Source organism: Nitrospira sp. M1 (assembly GCF_965152605.1).
The window spans coordinates 852,960-869,161 of record NZ_OZ224217.1; the positions used below are offsets into that span (position 1 = coordinate 852,960).

General features: G+C 48.3%; 21 protein-coding genes. 14 read left to right on the top strand and 7 right to left on the bottom strand.

Features of this window, described 5'->3' with window-relative positions; all coding sequences use genetic code 11:
• Positions 1-202: 202 nt before the first annotated feature.
• From ACWHX8_RS04135 to ACWHX8_RS04175, 9 genes are all read left to right on the top strand, one after another.
• A complete protein-coding gene (locus ACWHX8_RS04135) occupies positions 203-580 on the top strand; it encodes an ArsR/SmtB family transcription factor (RefSeq protein ID WP_447970698.1) in 378 nt (125 codons plus the stop codon).
• Positions 577-1,050, top strand: a complete 474-nt coding sequence (locus tag ACWHX8_RS04140; protein WP_447970699.1) for an ArsI/CadI family heavy metal resistance metalloenzyme — start codon at positions 577-579, stop codon at positions 1,048-1,050. The genes ACWHX8_RS04135 and ACWHX8_RS04140 overlap by 4 nt, the downstream gene beginning before the upstream one ends.
• A gap of 5 nt (positions 1,051-1,055) precedes the next feature.
• A complete protein-coding gene (locus ACWHX8_RS04145) occupies positions 1,056-1,475 on the top strand; it encodes an arsenate reductase ArsC (protein WP_447970700.1) in 420 nt (139 codons plus the stop codon).
• Entirely contained in the window at positions 1,472-2,572 is a 1,101-nt protein-coding gene (arsB, locus tag ACWHX8_RS04150; protein WP_447970701.1) for an ACR3 family arsenite efflux transporter, read from the top strand. Before ACWHX8_RS04145 ends, arsB begins: the two co-directional genes overlap by 4 nt.
• Before the next feature lie 48 nt (positions 2,573-2,620).
• A complete protein-coding gene (locus ACWHX8_RS04155) occupies positions 2,621-2,845 on the top strand; it encodes a GDCCVxC domain-containing (seleno)protein (protein WP_447970702.1) in 225 nt (74 codons plus the stop codon).
• A gap of 1,073 nt (positions 2,846-3,918) precedes the next feature.
• Positions 3,919-4,392 carry a hypothetical protein gene (locus ACWHX8_RS04160; protein WP_447970703.1) on the top strand — a complete coding sequence of 158 codons (474 nt, stop codon included), beginning with the start codon at positions 3,919-3,921 and terminating at the stop codon, positions 4,390-4,392.
• 174 nt (positions 4,393-4,566) lie between these two features.
• Positions 4,567-5,187 carry a hypothetical protein gene (locus tag ACWHX8_RS04165; protein ID WP_447970704.1) on the top strand — a complete coding sequence of 207 codons (621 nt, stop codon included), beginning with the start codon at positions 4,567-4,569 and terminating at the stop codon, positions 5,185-5,187.
• A 67-nt stretch (positions 5,188-5,254) separates the two neighbouring features.
• On the top strand, positions 5,255-5,692 hold the full coding sequence (locus ACWHX8_RS04170) for an STAS domain-containing protein (RefSeq protein WP_447970705.1): 438 nt from the start codon (positions 5,255-5,257) through the stop codon (positions 5,690-5,692).
• Positions 5,693-5,750: 58 nt separating this feature from the next.
• A complete protein-coding gene (locus ACWHX8_RS04175) occupies positions 5,751-6,128 on the top strand; it encodes a PilZ domain-containing protein (protein ID WP_447970706.1) in 378 nt (125 codons plus the stop codon).
• A gap of 329 nt (positions 6,129-6,457) precedes the next feature.
• Here ACWHX8_RS04175 and ACWHX8_RS04180 read toward each other — a convergent pair whose 3' ends face one another.
• The 3 genes from ACWHX8_RS04180 to ACWHX8_RS04190 all read right to left on the bottom strand — a co-directional run bounded on the left by ACWHX8_RS04180 (position 6,458) and on the right by ACWHX8_RS04190 (position 8,454).
• Entirely contained in the window at positions 6,458-7,168 is a 711-nt protein-coding gene (locus ACWHX8_RS04180) for a RusA family crossover junction endodeoxyribonuclease (RefSeq protein ID WP_447970707.1), read from the bottom strand.
• The gene (locus ACWHX8_RS04185; protein ID WP_447970708.1) at positions 7,119-7,562 is read right to left on the bottom strand and encodes a division/cell wall cluster transcriptional repressor MraZ; all 444 of its coding nucleotides are present in this window, start codon (positions 7,560-7,562) and stop codon (positions 7,119-7,121) included. The genes ACWHX8_RS04180 and ACWHX8_RS04185 overlap by 50 nt, the downstream gene beginning before the upstream one ends.
• 157 nt (positions 7,563-7,719) lie before the next feature.
• The gene (locus ACWHX8_RS04190; RefSeq protein ID WP_447970709.1) at positions 7,720-8,454 is read right to left on the bottom strand and encodes a double zinc ribbon domain-containing protein; all 735 of its coding nucleotides are present in this window, start codon (positions 8,452-8,454) and stop codon (positions 7,720-7,722) included.
• 195 nt (positions 8,455-8,649) lie between these two features.
• Here ACWHX8_RS04190 and ACWHX8_RS04195 point away from each other — a divergent pair, with 195 nt between their 5' ends.
• Entirely contained in the window at positions 8,650-9,312 is a 663-nt protein-coding gene (locus ACWHX8_RS04195) for an ABC transporter ATP-binding protein (protein WP_447970710.1), read from the top strand.
• A gap of 4 nt (positions 9,313-9,316) precedes the next feature.
• Positions 9,317-10,243: a dihydroorotate oxidase gene (locus ACWHX8_RS04200; RefSeq protein ID WP_447971859.1), complete on the top strand. Its 927-nt coding sequence runs from the start codon at positions 9,317-9,319 to the stop codon at positions 10,241-10,243.
• Positions 10,244-10,268: 25 nt separating this feature from the next.
• Here ACWHX8_RS04200 and ACWHX8_RS04205 read toward each other — a convergent pair whose 3' ends face one another.
• A complete protein-coding gene (locus ACWHX8_RS04205) occupies positions 10,269-10,511 on the bottom strand; it encodes a LuxR C-terminal-related transcriptional regulator (RefSeq protein ID WP_447970711.1) in 243 nt (80 codons plus the stop codon).
• A 108-nt stretch (positions 10,512-10,619) separates the two neighbouring features.
• Between ACWHX8_RS04205 and ACWHX8_RS04210 the strand changes: the two genes are divergently transcribed.
• Genes ACWHX8_RS04210 through ACWHX8_RS04220 form a run of 3 tightly spaced genes read left to right on the top strand, consistent with a single transcriptional unit; the run spans position 10,620 to position 13,960 of the window.
• The gene (locus tag ACWHX8_RS04210; protein WP_447970712.1) at positions 10,620-13,214 is read left to right on the top strand and encodes an FtsX-like permease family protein; all 2,595 of its coding nucleotides are present in this window, start codon (positions 10,620-10,622) and stop codon (positions 13,212-13,214) included.
• Between the two features lie 57 nt (positions 13,215-13,271).
• Positions 13,272-13,538 (top strand): AbrB/MazE/SpoVT family DNA-binding domain-containing protein, encoded by a 267-nt coding sequence (locus tag ACWHX8_RS04215; protein ID WP_447970713.1) that lies wholly within the window; start codon positions 13,272-13,274, stop codon positions 13,536-13,538.
• A gap of 14 nt (positions 13,539-13,552) precedes the next feature.
• Positions 13,553-13,960, top strand: a complete 408-nt coding sequence (locus ACWHX8_RS04220) for a PIN domain-containing protein (protein ID WP_447970714.1) — start codon at positions 13,553-13,555, stop codon at positions 13,958-13,960.
• A 46-nt stretch (positions 13,961-14,006) separates the two neighbouring features.
• On the opposite strand, the gene bioB is transcribed toward ACWHX8_RS04220, so the two are convergent.
• From bioB to nadD, 3 genes are read right to left on the bottom strand one after another with little or no spacing between them, the layout of a single operon-like run.
• Positions 14,007-15,008 carry a biotin synthase BioB gene (bioB, locus tag ACWHX8_RS04225; RefSeq protein ID WP_447970715.1) on the bottom strand — a complete coding sequence of 334 codons (1,002 nt, stop codon included), beginning with the start codon at positions 15,006-15,008 and terminating at the stop codon, positions 14,007-14,009.
• Positions 15,009-15,067: 59 nt separating this feature from the next.
• Positions 15,068-15,505, bottom strand: a complete 438-nt coding sequence (gene rsfS, locus ACWHX8_RS04230) for a ribosome silencing factor (protein ID WP_447970716.1) — start codon at positions 15,503-15,505, stop codon at positions 15,068-15,070.
• A gap of 5 nt (positions 15,506-15,510) precedes the next feature.
• Complete coding sequence (gene nadD, locus ACWHX8_RS04235) at positions 15,511-16,176, bottom strand: nicotinate-nucleotide adenylyltransferase (protein ID WP_447970717.1); 666 nt, start codon at positions 16,174-16,176, stop codon at positions 15,511-15,513.
• Positions 16,177-16,202 lie beyond the last annotated feature (26 nt).

A 16,202-nucleotide genomic window follows, 5' to 3' on the forward strand; every position in this document is an offset into this window, starting at 1 on the left:
AGTTCGAATTTAGTTCTTCCGGGCGCGCCAGTTCTATGTTGTCTTCCTTTACTCTTTTCAAAGACCTGAATGATTGAGAGGTTTGCATTATAAGCTTCCACGTTAAGCGGAATGGTTGAGCTGTCTCCTCCATGTATGTGGATGACGGTAGTTTTACGACTAATGTTTGACTTGACCATAATATGTCCATTATACTGGAAATATGGAAATTTATGAAGCGGTCATAGCCTTTGATGCTCTTTCACAGGAAACGCGGTTGCGCGTGTTTCGGCTTTTAGTTGAGTACGGCCAGGAGGGAGCGGCCGCCGGAACTCTACGTGATGCGTTGGATATTCCGCATAACACGCTGTCGTTTCATTTATCCCACATGAGCCATGCCAAGCTGATTTTGTCCCGTCGAAAAGGCCGATCGATTATTTACCGCGCGAATTTTGAGTTCTTTACCAATCTCATCAAGTACATGGTGGAAGATTGTTGCCGTGCTGAATTTGCCAGTCTGCGTGACAGTAAGAAAAAAGGGTGCAGCATTATAGAACTGACCAATTGTTGTGAACCGTCAATAAAGGAGAAAACGTCATGAAACGTCTTCATCTACATATCGGTGTTCAAAATTTGGATGAATCTATTCAATTCTACAACGCCTTGTTTGGCGCTACCCCCACAAAAGCCAAACCCGATTACGCGAAGTGGGTGTTGGATGATCCCCGTGTCAACTTTGCCATTTCCACTCGTGTGGGGACGGAAGGCGTGGATCACCTTGGCATTCAAGTCGATGAGGAACATGAGTTAACCGAATTGCGTGAGCGTCTGTCTCGGGCTGGCATGGCGGCATTGAAGGAAGGTGAAACGGTGTGTTGCTATGCGCGTTCGGATAAAAGCTGGGTGCAAGATCCGGCGGGTTTGCCATGGGAGGCGTATCGAACGATGGAGGATGCCGAATTGTTTTCCGTGAATTCCGCTAAGTCCGAGAGCGCATGTTGTACTCCTGTAAAGGTTGAACGACCTGAGAGCGATCAATCTATGCAGGTCACGACCGAGTGCTGCGGGTGATGGCAATGAAACCGACGACGGTTCTGTTTCTTTGCACGGGAAATTCGGCGCGGAGCATTATGGCTGAGGCCATCCTTAATTCAATAGGGAGTCCACGATTCCTCGCTTTGAGTGCTGGAAGTCACCCGACGGGAGTGGTGAATCCCAAAGCTCTTGAAACATTGAAACGACACAATATCGAGTGCGGAGATCCGCGCAGTAAATCATGGGATGAATGTTCCAGTATAAATGTTGATCTGGTGGTGACGGTCTGTGATCAGGCTGCCGGAGAGTCTTGCCCGCTGTTTCCCGGGAGTCCGCAAAAACGGCATTGGAGTATTCCTGATCCGGCCCGCGCCACGGGTACCGACGAAGAAATTACTACGGCCTTCGACGAGGCGTTTCGATTATTACACACGCGAATTGAACGAGAGGTTTTGTCATGAGTGAGCCATCTCCGCTCGGGATCTTTGGCCGTTATTTAAGCCTCTGGGTTGGACTGTGTATTCTGGCCGGCATCGGGTTGGGCTCTGTGTTTCCAGCAGTCTTTCAGGTAGTGGCCGACCTTGAATATGCCAACGTCAACTTCATTATGGCGGTGCTTATCTGGGTCATGATTTATCCCATGATGACGCAAGTGGATTTTTCAAGCCTGAAAGATCTTCGGCGCAGGCCGCGAGGCCTGTGTATTACCTTGGTTGTAAACTGGCTGTTGAAGCCTTTTACAATGGCCGCCTTGGGCATTCTGTTCTTTGAACATGTATTTGCTGGTTTCGTGGATCCGCAATCGGCCAAAGAATACATTGCGGGAATGATCTTACTGGGGGTGGCTCCCTGTACGGCTATGGTGTTTGTGTGGAGTCAGCTGACGCGTGGAGACGCCGGATATACGCTGGTGCAGGTGTCTCTTAACGATCTTATTATGGTCTTTGCTTTTGCGCCAATCGTGGCCATGCTGCTGGGCATTAGCGACGTTGTGGTGCCTTGGGAGACGTTGGTGTTGTCTGTGATCCTGTATGTCGTGATTCCCTTGGTGGCTGGACTTCTCACCCGTCGCACACTGATCAAGGCAGATCGAAACGGTGAGGCTTTGGCACGATTTACCAGTCATCTGGAGCCGTATTCGATCATTGGTTTACTCATGACGGTGGTGGTGCTATTCGGGTTTCAGGCTCAAACCATTCTTGCTCAACCGTTTATCATCGGACTCATCGCCGTGCCGCTGCTTATACAAAGCTACGGAATATTCTTTGTGGCGTACGGATGGTCGTATTTGTGGAATGTGCCTCATAATATTGCCGCGCCGGCCTCACTCATCGGGACCTCAAACTTTTTTGAACTGGCTGTGGCCGTGGCTATTAGTTTATTTGGCTTGCACTCCGGGGCCGCACTGGCCACGGTGGTTGGCGTCTTGGTGGAAGTACCCGTGATGCTCTCGTTGGTAGCCTTTGCGAATCGAACGCAGGGCTACTTTATTCAAGACCAGCCAGAAGTCGTGGGATCTGGGGTAGGTGAACTAGCAAAAGACTCGATGCATGGTTGAGCCAGTAGTGAATGTATTGTTTTTTCTCTTAGCCAATAGTCATTGGATATGAGCGAGTCCCGACCTATCGCACTTGAATCAATTTTGACTTGTCCGCATTGCGCGACCCAAAAGACCGAGAGCATGACTCCCGACGCTTGCCAAATTTATTATACATGTACGGGTTGCCACGCAATGCTGAAGACAAACCAGGGGGATTGTTGTGTCTTTTGTTCCTTTGGCTCGATTCCCTGTCCTTCTATCCAGAATGCTCAATGCCGTATCCGTGAATAACTTCGTGCGTATTGAGCTACGCCAACATTAGAATATCTTGTGGTTTCTCGCAGGGTATAAGACGAGGTTGTGTTCACAATGTTTTGTGAAATATAGCGAATCCAAATAAGTTTCAATCAGGAGAATATCACGAACTCCGCGCGGTACAATGCGAACATGAGGAAGGTTATGCCCGCCTAGATGCCCTGCAGACAATTGACGGTTCACGCACGAAGGGTCAGGCAGCATTCAGTTGGTCGACGTGTCACTGATTCGGCATAACTGAAACGGCTATAACTTGTCGTCACTCTTCAGTTGGTCAATCTTGGGTCTGAACGTAACTCTATAGCGAAACCAAATAACTTCCAACTGGATTTACATCATGTACACAGCACAAACATAGAGGAAAGTTATGCCCGCCTGGATGCCCTGTATACAATTGACGGTTCAATAACGAAGGGTCAAGCAGAATTCAGTGGATCGACATGTAACTGATTCGGCCTAACTGGAACGGCTATAGCCTTTCCCCATACTTTCAGTGTAATCGAGTGTGTTTGTTGAGATTCGTGGAGTCAGTCTTGAGTTGATGGGCAGGAGGCAAGGGTGGGGCAGATTTTCTCTTTGACAAAAGTGGAGGCCACGTTATGTAAAACGGGCTTGGCAATTCTGCCCCACTCGTAGTATGAAGACTGGTTGCTCAGCGATGAGTCGTAGGGTATGTAGATCGCTGAGCAACCGCAACTCCAAAGACCCGACTCTTCGAGAGCTGCACCCTGTGAGGAAGCGCGTTCCTGTGTAGGGTATTCATATTTTACTCCTCAATCGGTTTCTGTTTCAAATGATTTCCTGAGGGATATGGGCCACCTGTGTTCTCCTTGTTGTGTGGACGTGTCGTTGCGTCTGCCGTTCGCCATGGGCACGAACGAGTCATAACAACGACAAACATCGATGGAGCCGATCTATGTTTTTTGAGCAATTTTTGTTGCGTTTTTCTTCAATGTCCGTAGCTGGTGATGGTTCATTTTCGTCATTCAAAGACTCACTTGAAGTGACCGACAAACAAGTGATATTGGAAGTCATCACGAGGGGAGTCGATGGTGTTGGTCTCACGAGTCATACTGTGGTTTTTGTGTTGTGTTCTGTATCTCTGTACTTCGACGAGTATGGTGTGGGCAGGCCCTGTCTTTTTGAATCGGCAAGCGTTTCCCGTTCCTCTTGCACTGCATGAAATGGGACCGTTTCACAATAATTACCTCCGGACATTTGAAGTGTGGACGCAATGGAATAATGATGCCGATACTGCTGTGAAAATGAATATCCTCTTCACGTTTTATGATAGCGATTCTGGCGGATCGCGAACGGGAGAGGATGGCAAAGATGATATCCTGATGAGTGTGATGCAGTCGGTTACCATTCCAAGTCAAGTGAATAATTGGGGGAAAACATTTTATCTCACAGCGATTGGCGGGAAAATCAATCAAGGCTTTGATCATCTTGAAGAAGGTGCCGGACTTGAATTGTATCTGGATGCACAAGTGACATCCATTCAATACCTCTCCTCGGATTAACGTTGCTGTCGCTCCTCCTTCTATTTTATATTTCAAGACACCTAGCCGAGGATGCATGGGTTTTTTACCGTACATTCAGATGAACGTGATGGTGTTCGTTTTTGATAATGTGCCCGCTTTTTTGTGCAGGGTAATGTTGATGGCCACTGAAGCACTCACAGAAAGATGAGGGGCATGAGAATATCGTCAGCGACCGTTTTGGCCATAAGATGTCTGAAGGCGTTCTGTTGCCTCCTCCTCGTTATTCCTTTAGAGGCTCAGGCGTTTCTGATTGCCAATGGTGACTTTGAGTTGGGTGACCTTTCCGGGTGGACAGTGTTTGAAACTCCGAATGGGTCGTTAGGTGGTGAGGCTTTTCCTCGGTGTGTCGACTTCGATATCAAGGGTGATGGGCATGTATCCAAGAGCATTGTGTTTAAGGTGGGACAACAACAATATCAAGCTGGCGGTCCGTCTCTTGCCGGTGGAGGAATTTATACGAATTTTCATGTAGCAGGGGGGCGTATGGTGTTCACTGCCGATATTGCTTCGTCCTATTCTTCTCCGAAGGATCGCCGGAATTTGGCTGGGGGAGTCGTTGATCTGTTAGTCGATGGCGAGGTCATTGCCAGCCATGATTTTGGCCCTATCCCAACCGCGACGACGCAACGTGAGCGATTGCAAGGCATGGTTCATCTTGATGCGGGAATGCATGAGGTCCGTATTCGTATTCAACGCCCGTATAGAAGTCTTTCCCAAGATCAGGCACCTCAACAATATCTCGATAATATTCAATTCAACATGTTGGTTCCGTAGTGTCTTCATTCCGTTCGTGACCCCATCCCTTTGAATCCGACTTGTATCCGTTTGATTTTTTCCGTAGATGGCCTCTGCAGGGCTTAAGTCGGGTTCACCAGAAACCGATATAAGGAAGATCATCCACGAGTATCCTCAACAGACGGGATTGGAAATGGTCATATCTGAAAAGAAAGTCAACGATCAGGTCATCATTGAAAAATTTGTCGGGAGTTTCGATCAAAATGCACGGCAGGATTTTAAGTGGAGAATCGATATGGCCGTCAATGACGGTCTTCGTTTTATCATTTTAAATATGACCGAAGTCTCGTTCATTGATAGCGCGGCTCTGGGATGGTTGGTGCTCGCACAACGGCGTTTTCAACGTATACACGGCAAGTTGAGCATTGTGGCTCAACAGGGGTTTGTGCGAGACATTCTTGACCTAACCGAGATTTCAGAATGGATTCCAGTGTTTGAATCAGAAGACGAAGCGGTTTCATCGATTTCTACGGTCTCTGCATAAATGCATGTGATCGGAGCAACTGTTACGTCATATAATTCCTTATTCTCCAAATCGTACGATGACGACAACATCCAAAGAGCGACGTGAAGGATTTCGGGCTCGTGTGGTTCACGGCCTGAACCTCGATTCCGAATTGCGTTGTAGTAAAAGTAAGGCCTGGACGAGTAAGGCTGTGAACCTGAGTCTCAATGGAGTCTTGCTCGAGTTCCCCAAAGGTCAGGTGCCGTCTCTTCACGTTGATGAAAAAGTTTCTGTGAAGCTTTGTTGTATGGAAGATAGTGTCTGGGTTCCTGGCATTGTCAGGCATCAACGTGCAGGCAGGGTTGGAGTCCATTTTCCAGAATTTATGCACGCAAGCGCCAAATCCACCGAACAGATTATCTCTCGAATCTTACGCGCCGTTGAGCGAGGCTGGCTTCGTCAGAACGCCAAATAGTCTTTCCCCCTTCCTGCATCGTCCGTCTCTCCATGGGTCTGTTGAAAAAAGCCGCCAGCGGCGTTCTCGCCATTTTGCCGTGCTCACGTATAACCAGTACGCTCCGCGCGTCAAAATGGCTGTGGCCTTGCTGGACGGACTTTTTTGAACCGACCCGAGGCTTCTGACATCCAACACGTGCTCGAGGAATATTGCAGCTCGATATCAGCATTATTCAACACTCCCTCCATGTACTTCTCCCCAATACCTATCTTGAAGATCCTGATAGTCCTAAGCTGAAATTGAATGCGTTCGTCTTTCCAGGACGGACGATCCCTGTGTGGGGACGGTCAATTCTTTTTCCTGGTGCTTGGCGTTTTCGACTTTTGTCGAGGGAGAGGCGTGGGTTGGTGTATGGAGAGGGTACATTCTATGCGAGGCGAAGCAGCATCCACCGATTTATATAAGTGAATTTCGGTAATGCGATTGTCATTAATTCCCAGGGCATTACAGATAGCATCTTGGGAGATCTTGAGTCCTCCATCCAGGTCTCGTCTCAGGGCAGTCGTGAAATAAAATCGGACAGAAAGAATAAGCGAATGGGTGTTGAGGTTATGCTGGAGAGCTGTGCGGTTTGGAGAAAATGTCAACGTAGAGAGAATTTGTTGAGCTACAAGAGTTTTATATTGTCGACTTTTTGATGAGAGAATCCGTCGTCCATTCACCGTTGCGTACTGCTGATTGATACTTGGGGGAATGGGGAGGGTAAGGGTGAGTTCTCGAGGTGTTATACGACAGATGAGTGAGGTGTCAGGAACTGCGGAGAATGACCGTGCCGACAGGCGTGACGTTGTGCCTTTCGAGGGTCTATGGCGTGACACTGAAGTTTTTCTGTCAAAATCTTTTAAGCTATGAATGTATATGGGGCGTGACACAGAAGGGTGAGAGTAGATGGAACGACTTTGAGTCTTGGTTCGCGTATGCCTACACGTACAAGTCTGGATATCTCGGTTACAGAAGCCCCAACAGTTTGCTTTGAACCTCTTCAAACTTCTCTGCATTCTTCATGACGAATCGTCGCCAATCTGAAGGATTCCAAATTTCAAGGCGGTGATACATCCCGACAATCACAATTTCCATGTCATCTTCTAGAGGAATGGTCTTTCTGAGACGTCCAGGAATTAAAATGCGACCCGCTTTATCCATATCTGAAGAGGCTGCCTCAGCCACGAGGTAGTGCATGAACAAGCGACTTTGATCGTCGTCGCAGGTTTCTTTGGCTCGTTCGAGGACTTTTTGCCATTCACTTGGAGAATAGGCAGAGAGGGGGAGCTCTTGTCCTTTTAAGAAGACAACGCCACCCTGACCTTGTGCCTCTAATTCCTCGCGAATAGGACTGGGGACCAGAAAGCGTCCCTTCTCATCGAGCTTACATGGGTATTGTCCGGCAAACATTCAAACGACCCTCTAGGTAATAATAGTTTTGCCATTCCTACTTAGGGTATAGCATATCGTATGAAATAAAAATGTCAAGTAGTTTTGCTTGAGGACATCTGCTCACTTACGATGAGAAGTATTACTTTTTTAGCCCTTAGAAGTACGCGCAATCAATTTAGAGTATTCGTGCCAATGTCACAACATATACATTCCCTGATCCCGCTTTTCGAAGGGTTTTTGCGCATTCGTTGACGGTCGTTCCAGTCGTAAAGACATCGTCAACCAACAGTATGGTTTTCTCTTTGATCGATCGAGGGGATATTACCGCAAAGGATCGACGGAGGTTTTTGAGACGGTCATGTCGTGAAAGGGCGGTTTGAGGTATCGTCGCACGTGTTCGAATTAACGCCATGTAATTCAAGGGGATATCAAAGTGGGCACTGAGCCGGTGTGCAAGCAATAATGATTGATTGTATTCGCGTTCTCGTAGTCGAGTGCCATGCATAGGAACGGGCATAATGAGATCTATCGGCGGGATCGTTTTCAAGGTGTTGGTTATCAGGTAAGCAATCGGATTGGCCAAAGAAATTTTCCCATGATATTTGAAGAGTCCAATCGCTTCTTTGAGAGGTGATTGATAGGGGTAAAGTGTCCAGGCTTGAGAAAATGCCGGAGGACGGATTCGACATGTACTGCAACAATGCTGAGGACTGTGCCGTAAGGCGAAGGGTGAGGCAAAGGGAAGGTTGCATCGAGGGCATTTGGGGCCAGTAATAGGCTGAATTGTGTCCCAGCATTGTTGACAAAGAAATGGAATTGGGTCTCCCCAGAGGGGGGCACCGCAGCTTGCGCAGTTCACAGGCAGGAGTGCATGCGAGAGTGTTCGAGCCAGTTCCTGGATGTTGCTCATGAGGAAGTGTGTACGCATTGGCAATGATTCGGCGTATCTTGGCCAATAGATAAACATATATAAGACATTGCCCGTTTCATTGTGGGGATGTGTTTTCCTGTGATATACGAGGTTAAGCTGATATGTTAGCAGAGAAGGTCATGGCTTTTTCGCTAGAGAAACAGTCAGTAGCTTACTAGAAAGCAGGCGTATGTTGTGGTGACATTTCAACATGTTGTGAAGAATTATGTTCGTGGCGCTTCTGTCATCAGGGCCCTGTCTGATGTGTGTCTTGAAATAGCTGCTGGACAGTTTTGGTCGATCATGGGGCCGAGCGGGAGTGGAAAGAGTACGGTCTTAAACCTGATTGCAGGATTAGATGTCCCGACATCCGGCGATATCCTTCTCAAGGGACAATCCACCCGTGACTTTGGGGATCAAGAATGGACAACTGTGCGGAGAGAGTGGCTGGGAATTGTGTTTCAAGCCTTTCATCTTGTACCAGGCCTCACTGCAATGGAAAATGTGGCTCTTCCTCTCAGGTTACAAGGGAAGTCTTCTCGCATTATTCGCCAATCTGCTGAAAATATGCTAGAAATTGTTGGGCTTCAAGAGCGAGCTCAGCATCGTTCGAGTGAATTGTCGGGAGGTGAGCAGCAGCGGGTTGCCATTGCTCGGGCATTTGTTCATGCCCCTCACCTTATTTTGGCGGATGAACCGACTGGGAATTTAGATTCGCAGAATGGTATGGAAATTGTCTCGCTCCTCAAGCGCTGCTCTCAAGAATTCGGTCAAACGGTGATTCTGGCTACCCATTCAGAAGCGGCCGCGGCTGCCGCAGATTTTCAGCTGACGTTACGTGATGGACAGTTCTCCTAATTTTATGGATCTTTCAACAACGATAGCTGGGGTGCATTTTCCGACGTGTCTGATGAATGCATCCGGCGCTCGATGTGTGACGAAACACGATCTGCATCAATTAGGAGAGTCACAAGCCGGGGCCATTGTGACGAAGTCGATGACCCCACAAGAGCGAAGCGGTAATCCTGAGCCTCGTTATGTGTCCTTTCCTGGAGGGTCTATTAACTCCATGGGCCTTCCCAATCTTGGCTACCAAGCCTATGCCGAATTGATTCCAGGTCTTCGTCACTATAAGAAGCCCATTGTGGCGAGTATTGCCGGTCTTAAACCTTCAGACTTTCTTGAAGCGGTTAAGGCGATCAATGACGCGAAGCCTGATCTTATGGAAATTAACTTGTCGTGTCCCAATATTCCCGGTAAGCCTCAGATCGGTTATGATTTTCAAGCTTCCGAAGAATTGCTCCTGAAGATTCGTGATCTTGCCGTTCCTCCCATCGGTGTCAAACTTCCTCCATATTTCGATCCGGTCCATCATGAAGCCATGGCTGAAGTCCTGACTCGTGTCGGCGTATCGTTTATTTCAGCCATTAATTCTGTAGGCAATGGTCTTGTGCTTGATGTGGAAACAGAAACTGTGGTGATTAAGCCAAAGGGCGGATTCGGAGGAGTGGGCGGTCGAATTATTAAGCCTGTTGCCTTAGCCAATGTGCGAGCATTTTACAAGTTAGTCGGGGAGACCATACAGATTATTGGCACGGGGGGAGTTGAAACAGGGCAGGATGTGTTTGAACATCTCTTATGTGGGGCGTCTGCTGTGCAAATTGGCACGGCTCTGGTGGATGAAAACGTGAAGGTCTTTGAACGTCTTGAACGGGAATTGACAGACTGGCTTCGTAAAAAAGGCTATAATTCGGTGGCTGAATGTCGTGGAAAGCTGAAAGAATTGTAACCTGGAAGTCTAATGACTGGTGTGGTTATTTGACCATTGACCCTTTGGGAATCAGGCGAAGCGCGAGAGCTTGACGAAGAAGTTGGGCCACATTTCGAACACGAAGACGGCGCATAAGATTAAATCGATGAACCTCGACGGTTCGAACGCTAATATCGAGCCGCTCCCCTATCTCACGATTCGTGTACCCCTGTGCGACTAGCCGGAGAATTTCTTTCTGCCTGGTGGTTAGGGATTGCTCATCGTTCTGGTTTGTTGAAGCATTCACATCTCGATCCCGTCTAGAGGGCTGGGTTTCGGTTCTATTTGACCACGTAAACTCACGCATCTTTGTCTAGTTAATTTACCATAAGCTTATATCCTGAGACAACACTCCATGCATGCAGTGTTTAAAGCCATATTCTTACTTGTTTACGCACATCTTAGGCAACGTCCCATCCGCACGAGTTTGACCATTGTCGGGGTAGCCATCGGTGTCTCCGCCTGGCTGGCGATCCGCTTAGTGAATGGCGAAGTGTTTCAATCGTTCGAGGCCTCGGTGGAGACGGTTGTTGGCGAAGCCTCGATTCAGATTTCTGGGCGAGACGGTGAGTTTGATGAACGTCTGTTGCGTCTGATTCGGAAGCATCCGGCTATAGAGTCAGTCCACCCTGTGCTCAAGGTTTTCGTTTCAGCGCAGAAGGAAAAGGCTCAGATTCAAGATATCCAGATTCTCGGCTTGGACATGCTTGAGCTGATTTCGATGGATGGGGCGAGTTTCTCTGAAGTCGAGGACGTAGAGCAGGAAGAATCCAGTCTGGAATTTCTCGTATCTATGGATTCCATATTCATAGGTCATGCATTAGGCCAAAAAACGGGATGGAAAGTCGGTGATAGCCTGGAAGTCTCTACGGGAGAACGGAATGTTCACTTGCAAGTACGCGGCTTCATCACTCCTTCCAGTCCCACTCGTCGACGATTGGATGATATGGCTGTGCTCGATATCGCAGCCGCGCAAGCGTTATTCGGTTATGAAGGCAGATTGACTCAAGTCAATCTTGTCCTGTCGAAGGGGGCTAATGTTTCAACCGTGTTGGAAGAGCTGAAGGGGGTTCTTCCGTCTACTGCGACGCTGGCTCGCACCAGCCAGCGAACGCAACAGGTCGATGCGATGGTGAAGGTTTTTCAGTTCAATTTGACGATGTTGAGCACGGTTGGTCTTCTGGTTGGGCTGTTTCTGGTCTACAACGCGATGTCTTTTTCAGTGGTGCAACACCGTCGAGAAATTGGGATTTTGCGGGCCATCGGGATGTCACGTATCCAGATTAGTCTGGTCTTTGGGTTCGAAGCCATGGCCGTTGGCTTGTTCGGCGGTCTTGTCGGCTGCGGCCTTGGTTTCATCATGGCACAGGTACTCTCTTCTCTTGTGCGTCAAAGTGTGACCGACTTATATGGTGTGGTGACGGCTGATGTCGTGACGTTGTCTTCAATCATGATTCTTGAAGGCGCAGCTCTTGGGCTTGTGGTGGCACTAATCGGAGCGCTTCGTCCTTGTTGGGAAGCAAGCGGGACGATGCCAACTCGGGCCTTGGCTCCTGGAGATTATGAAGAAGTGACGACGCGACATGGAAGTTTCTGGACATGGATGGCTTTGGGATTTTTTGTGTTAGCTGGATTATTGAGTGTCTTGCACCCGGTTCGAGGCGTTCCAGTATTTGGATATGCGGCGGTGTTTCTCATGTTACTGGGGTGTACATTATTGGGCCCGCTTCTCATTCGAAGTTTGCCATTGCTCAAGATGACTCGTGCTTCTCGTGATTGGAGTGTGCCTCGTGTCTTGGCTGCCGAGCAGCTCGTTCGAAATCCGGGGAGAAGTAGCGTCACGCTGTCGGCGCTCGTCATTGGGCTTGCGATTATGGTTGGAGTCGGAGCCATGATTCAGAGTTTTCGGTATACCGTAGAGTTGTGGATTGACCAAACCATGATGGCTGACGTGATTGTGGCTCCGACTCTGTGGTGGGAAGGTAATGATCAAGATAAAGAAGCGGCACGTCTTTCGTCCGAACTGCTGCAAGAAGCGCGGGCTATTCCAGGCGTCACGGCTATTGACCCCTATCGTGAAGTGTCAGCATTAGCTGAGGGCGTTCAAGTTGTCTTAGTTTCTCGAGATATTGGTCTGCATGCAGAACGCAGCAAGTATTTATTCGAATCGGGTGATTCTGACACGATTTTACAGCACATGATCGATCAACATGGCGTCATTGTCTCGGAGGTATTGGGAGAACGCCTGGGCGTGCAACGTGGAGATGTGATGACGATTGCGACGCCTCAAGGTCTAAAAGAGTTTGCCGTCTTGGGAAGATTTTATGACTATGCGACAGATGGCGGGAAAGTGGTGATGGATCAGAGTGTGTATCAGGAGCTCTGGTTAGATCGTGAGGCCAGTGTCTTTGCCGTTTACCTCGAGCCTGGAACGGAATTAACGCAGGCACGCGATAGAATCGAAGAACTCCTGGGAATGAGGCAACCAGTTACCACCATCAGCAATGGAGAGCTGAGAGCGGAAATATTGGAGATTTTTGACCGTACCTTCCGGGTGACCTATGTCTTGGAGTTGATTGCGCTGTGTGTGGCGGTGTTAGGTATTGTGAACACATTGATCACGGCAATTCTTGAACGACAACGAGAAATAGCAATGTTACGTGCACTGGGAGCCAGTGCAACGCAAATTCAAAGACTAGTATTTTGGGAGTCAGGGTACCTTTCGGTCTTAGGAGCTATTCTTGGAATCATGGGTGGATTAGCCCTGTCGGTACTCTTAGTGAAAGTGATTAATAAGCAATCATTTGGCTGGACAATTCAACTGATGGTCCCGTCACTCACCATTGTTGAAGCGGTCTGTGTCGCAGCTGTAGCCGGCCTTCTAGCCGGATACATTCCCGCCCGCTGGGCGGCAAGGCAGCCAATTGCAGAAGGATTGAGGTACGAATAGATAACTATTGATTTTCAATAACTTTTTTCGTTTTCATTATTCGTGAATCAATAATGAGTGGCAGTATTTCAGAATTACCGTTATACTGAATTTATGCAGGCAAAGATTACTATCAATGAGCGTGGCGCACTTACCGTTCCAGCCAAGATGCGAGCGGCCTTTGGCATCAAAGCTCATGACGAACTTATCATTGAGGATACGGAGCAAGGCTTATTGCTACGTCCGGCTTTCAGCGTACCCGTTGAAATCTATACCGAAGAACGAATCAATGAGTTTGCCAGTGATGAAAAGGCTATTGGCAAGCTACTATCCCCTGAAAAATAGTTCAGGGAATCATTATGATTCGTGTCTTTCTGGATGCCAATGTGTTGTTCTCCGCTAGCAATGGTGGTAGTAACATTGCTCGTTTGATACACCTCCTCATTGCACGAGAGGAGGCTATGACGAGTGACTTTGCTGTTGAAGAAGCCAGACGAAACGTCCAAGTCAAACGTCAGTCATGGGAGCAGAGCCTGAATGCGTTAATACATCAGGTTCGGGTGGTTCCATCAGTTCAGTTCGATCTTCCCGTCAAGCTATCCGGTAAAGACCAACCTATTCTCTGTACCGCCATTCGTTGCGGATGCCAATACTTAGTAACAGGAGATAGAAAAGACTTCGGACATCTCTATGATCAGAGAATTGAAGGAGTCACAATTATCACCTTAGCTCGGCTTGCAAAAATCGTGGTGCAGACGTCTCTATAAGGGAGTGTGTGAGAGGCCTTGTGAGATTTCAGTTTTCCTGCCAGAACTAGGAGGCTGTCGCAACTTGAGGCTGATAGGTGACTTCGACGGTAAAGCCAAGGTCTTCAATCATGTTTTGGACTTCGGCCGCGGGTTGACCTGGTGTCGTGAGGTACCCATCGACAAAGAGTGAGTCGGCTACATAGAGAGCCAAGGGTTGTAATGATCGAAGGTTCCATTCCCGACCTCCGGCGGCACGAATCTCTCGTCGGGGATGCAGGAAGCGAAACATGCAGAGAATTTTGAGGCACCGGCGTGGTGTTAGCTGGTGTTTTCCTTCAAATGGTGTTCCGGGAACCGGGTGCAGCATGTTGAGCGGGATCGAGTCTGGATCAAGGTCTCGAAGCGAAAAGGCTAAGTCGACGAGGTCTTCATCGGATTCGCCCATGCCAATAATTCCGCCTGAGCAGAGTTCCAGTCCAGCGGCTCGTGCGTGTTTAAGCGTGTTCAGTCGATCGGCAAATGTGTGCGTTGTGCAAATCGAGGCATGATACGCTTCGCTGGTGTTGAGATTATGGTTAATGCGATCAACTCCCGCCGCTTTTAGCTCTTTCGCTTGGCCTTCATTCAACAATCCTAACGAACAACAGACTTGAATAGGTAATTCTTCTTTAATTTGTTTCACCGCAGTTGAAATTTGAGCAATTTCCCGATCTAACGGGGAACGACCGCTGATGACCACACAAAAGCGTTGCGCTTTGGCTTCAGCAGCCCGTCGTGCACCTTGAAGCATGTCTTTGGGAGAGACCAGTGCGTAGCGGTCAATCTCTGCGGTTGAAACCGATGATTGAGAGCAATAATGACAATCTTCTTGACAGGCTCCACTTTTTGCATTCAGTAACATTTGTAATCGCACTGTGTTGCCAAAGTGAGTGCGTCGAATGCGGTAGGCGGCGTTAATCAGGTCAAGGAGTTGATCATCTGGGGTTTGGAGCAAGGCAAGAGACTCTGTTTTGGTCAAGCAGGTGTCTGCGAGTGCGCGGTCTGTGAGATCTATGAAGTCAGTCATGTGAGAGTCCCCTTGATGTCAGCTATAAAAACTGTCAGGCCCGTTCTCATTAAAAAGTGTTAACTGCCGTACCTGGCAGCGGCTGTTGGTGTTTTTCCAGCAGTTTGGTAAGCACGGGATGGTTGTTCTTCGCGCACTAGATCGGGAATAGGTATGCGAGGAGCATCCGACCACATTTTTTCCAGCGCATAGTATTGTCGAATGTCCGTTTTAAAGATATGCACCACGATATCTTCATAATCCAGCAAGATCCACATCGAGGTCCCGGCCCCTTCGATGAGTGGCGTTGTGTGATAGGTTGTGGCTATTTCTTGCGTAATATAATTGGCAATGGCTTTGACCTGACGCTCGGACTCCCCTGATGCCAGGATGAAATAGTCGGCGAGAGAGGTGAGCGCTTGCACATCCAGGATCAATACATCCGAGGCCTTTTTGCTTAAGGCTGCTTCAGCAATGCAAAGAGCTTTTTGTTGGGAATGCGGAATATCAGAATTCACAAAAATTAGACCTGAAATAAATGATGCTCAAGTATATAAGATTCTATAGAAGGCGGCAACCAATGCGAAACGCTACGACCTTCTTGTACGTAAGTCCGAATCAACGAAGCCGAAGCTTCGCAAGGGGGCAATGAGAGAAATGTGAGCTGTCTTGAAGTCGGGAGCGGGACCTCAAGCCTTTGGATTTGCCCATTCTTAAGACTCTGAAGGTTATGAGGCGAGATTGGTGGTAAGCATGTCACTGATGAAACTTTGGCGAAGTCGGCATTTGGCCTTGAGCAGACAATAAAATCACATAGATGTAAAAGGCGGGAGGCTTCTTTCCACGTATGCAGGTCCAAAAAGGCATCAAGCCCGATAATGAACGACCAGTGGGTGACGTCTTGGTGTGTGTGTTGAAGTGTTGTCAGTGTGTCAATGGTATAGGATACTTTGGTGGATTGAATCTCAATATCCGACACCGAATAGGTTGGATGGGATTCAAGCGCCATCTGAGTCATGGTGAGTCGATGGTGTGCTGGTGCCAATGAGGTAGATTTTTTATGGGGTGGATCTCCTGTTGGAATAAAGACGATACGGTCAATCTTGCATGCCGCTTGCGCATGTTCCGCAATGTGCAAATGACAGGAATGAATAGGATTGAAGGAGCCCCCTAAGAGTCCGATGTGCATAGGCTAAATTAGTAGAGAATGCAAAA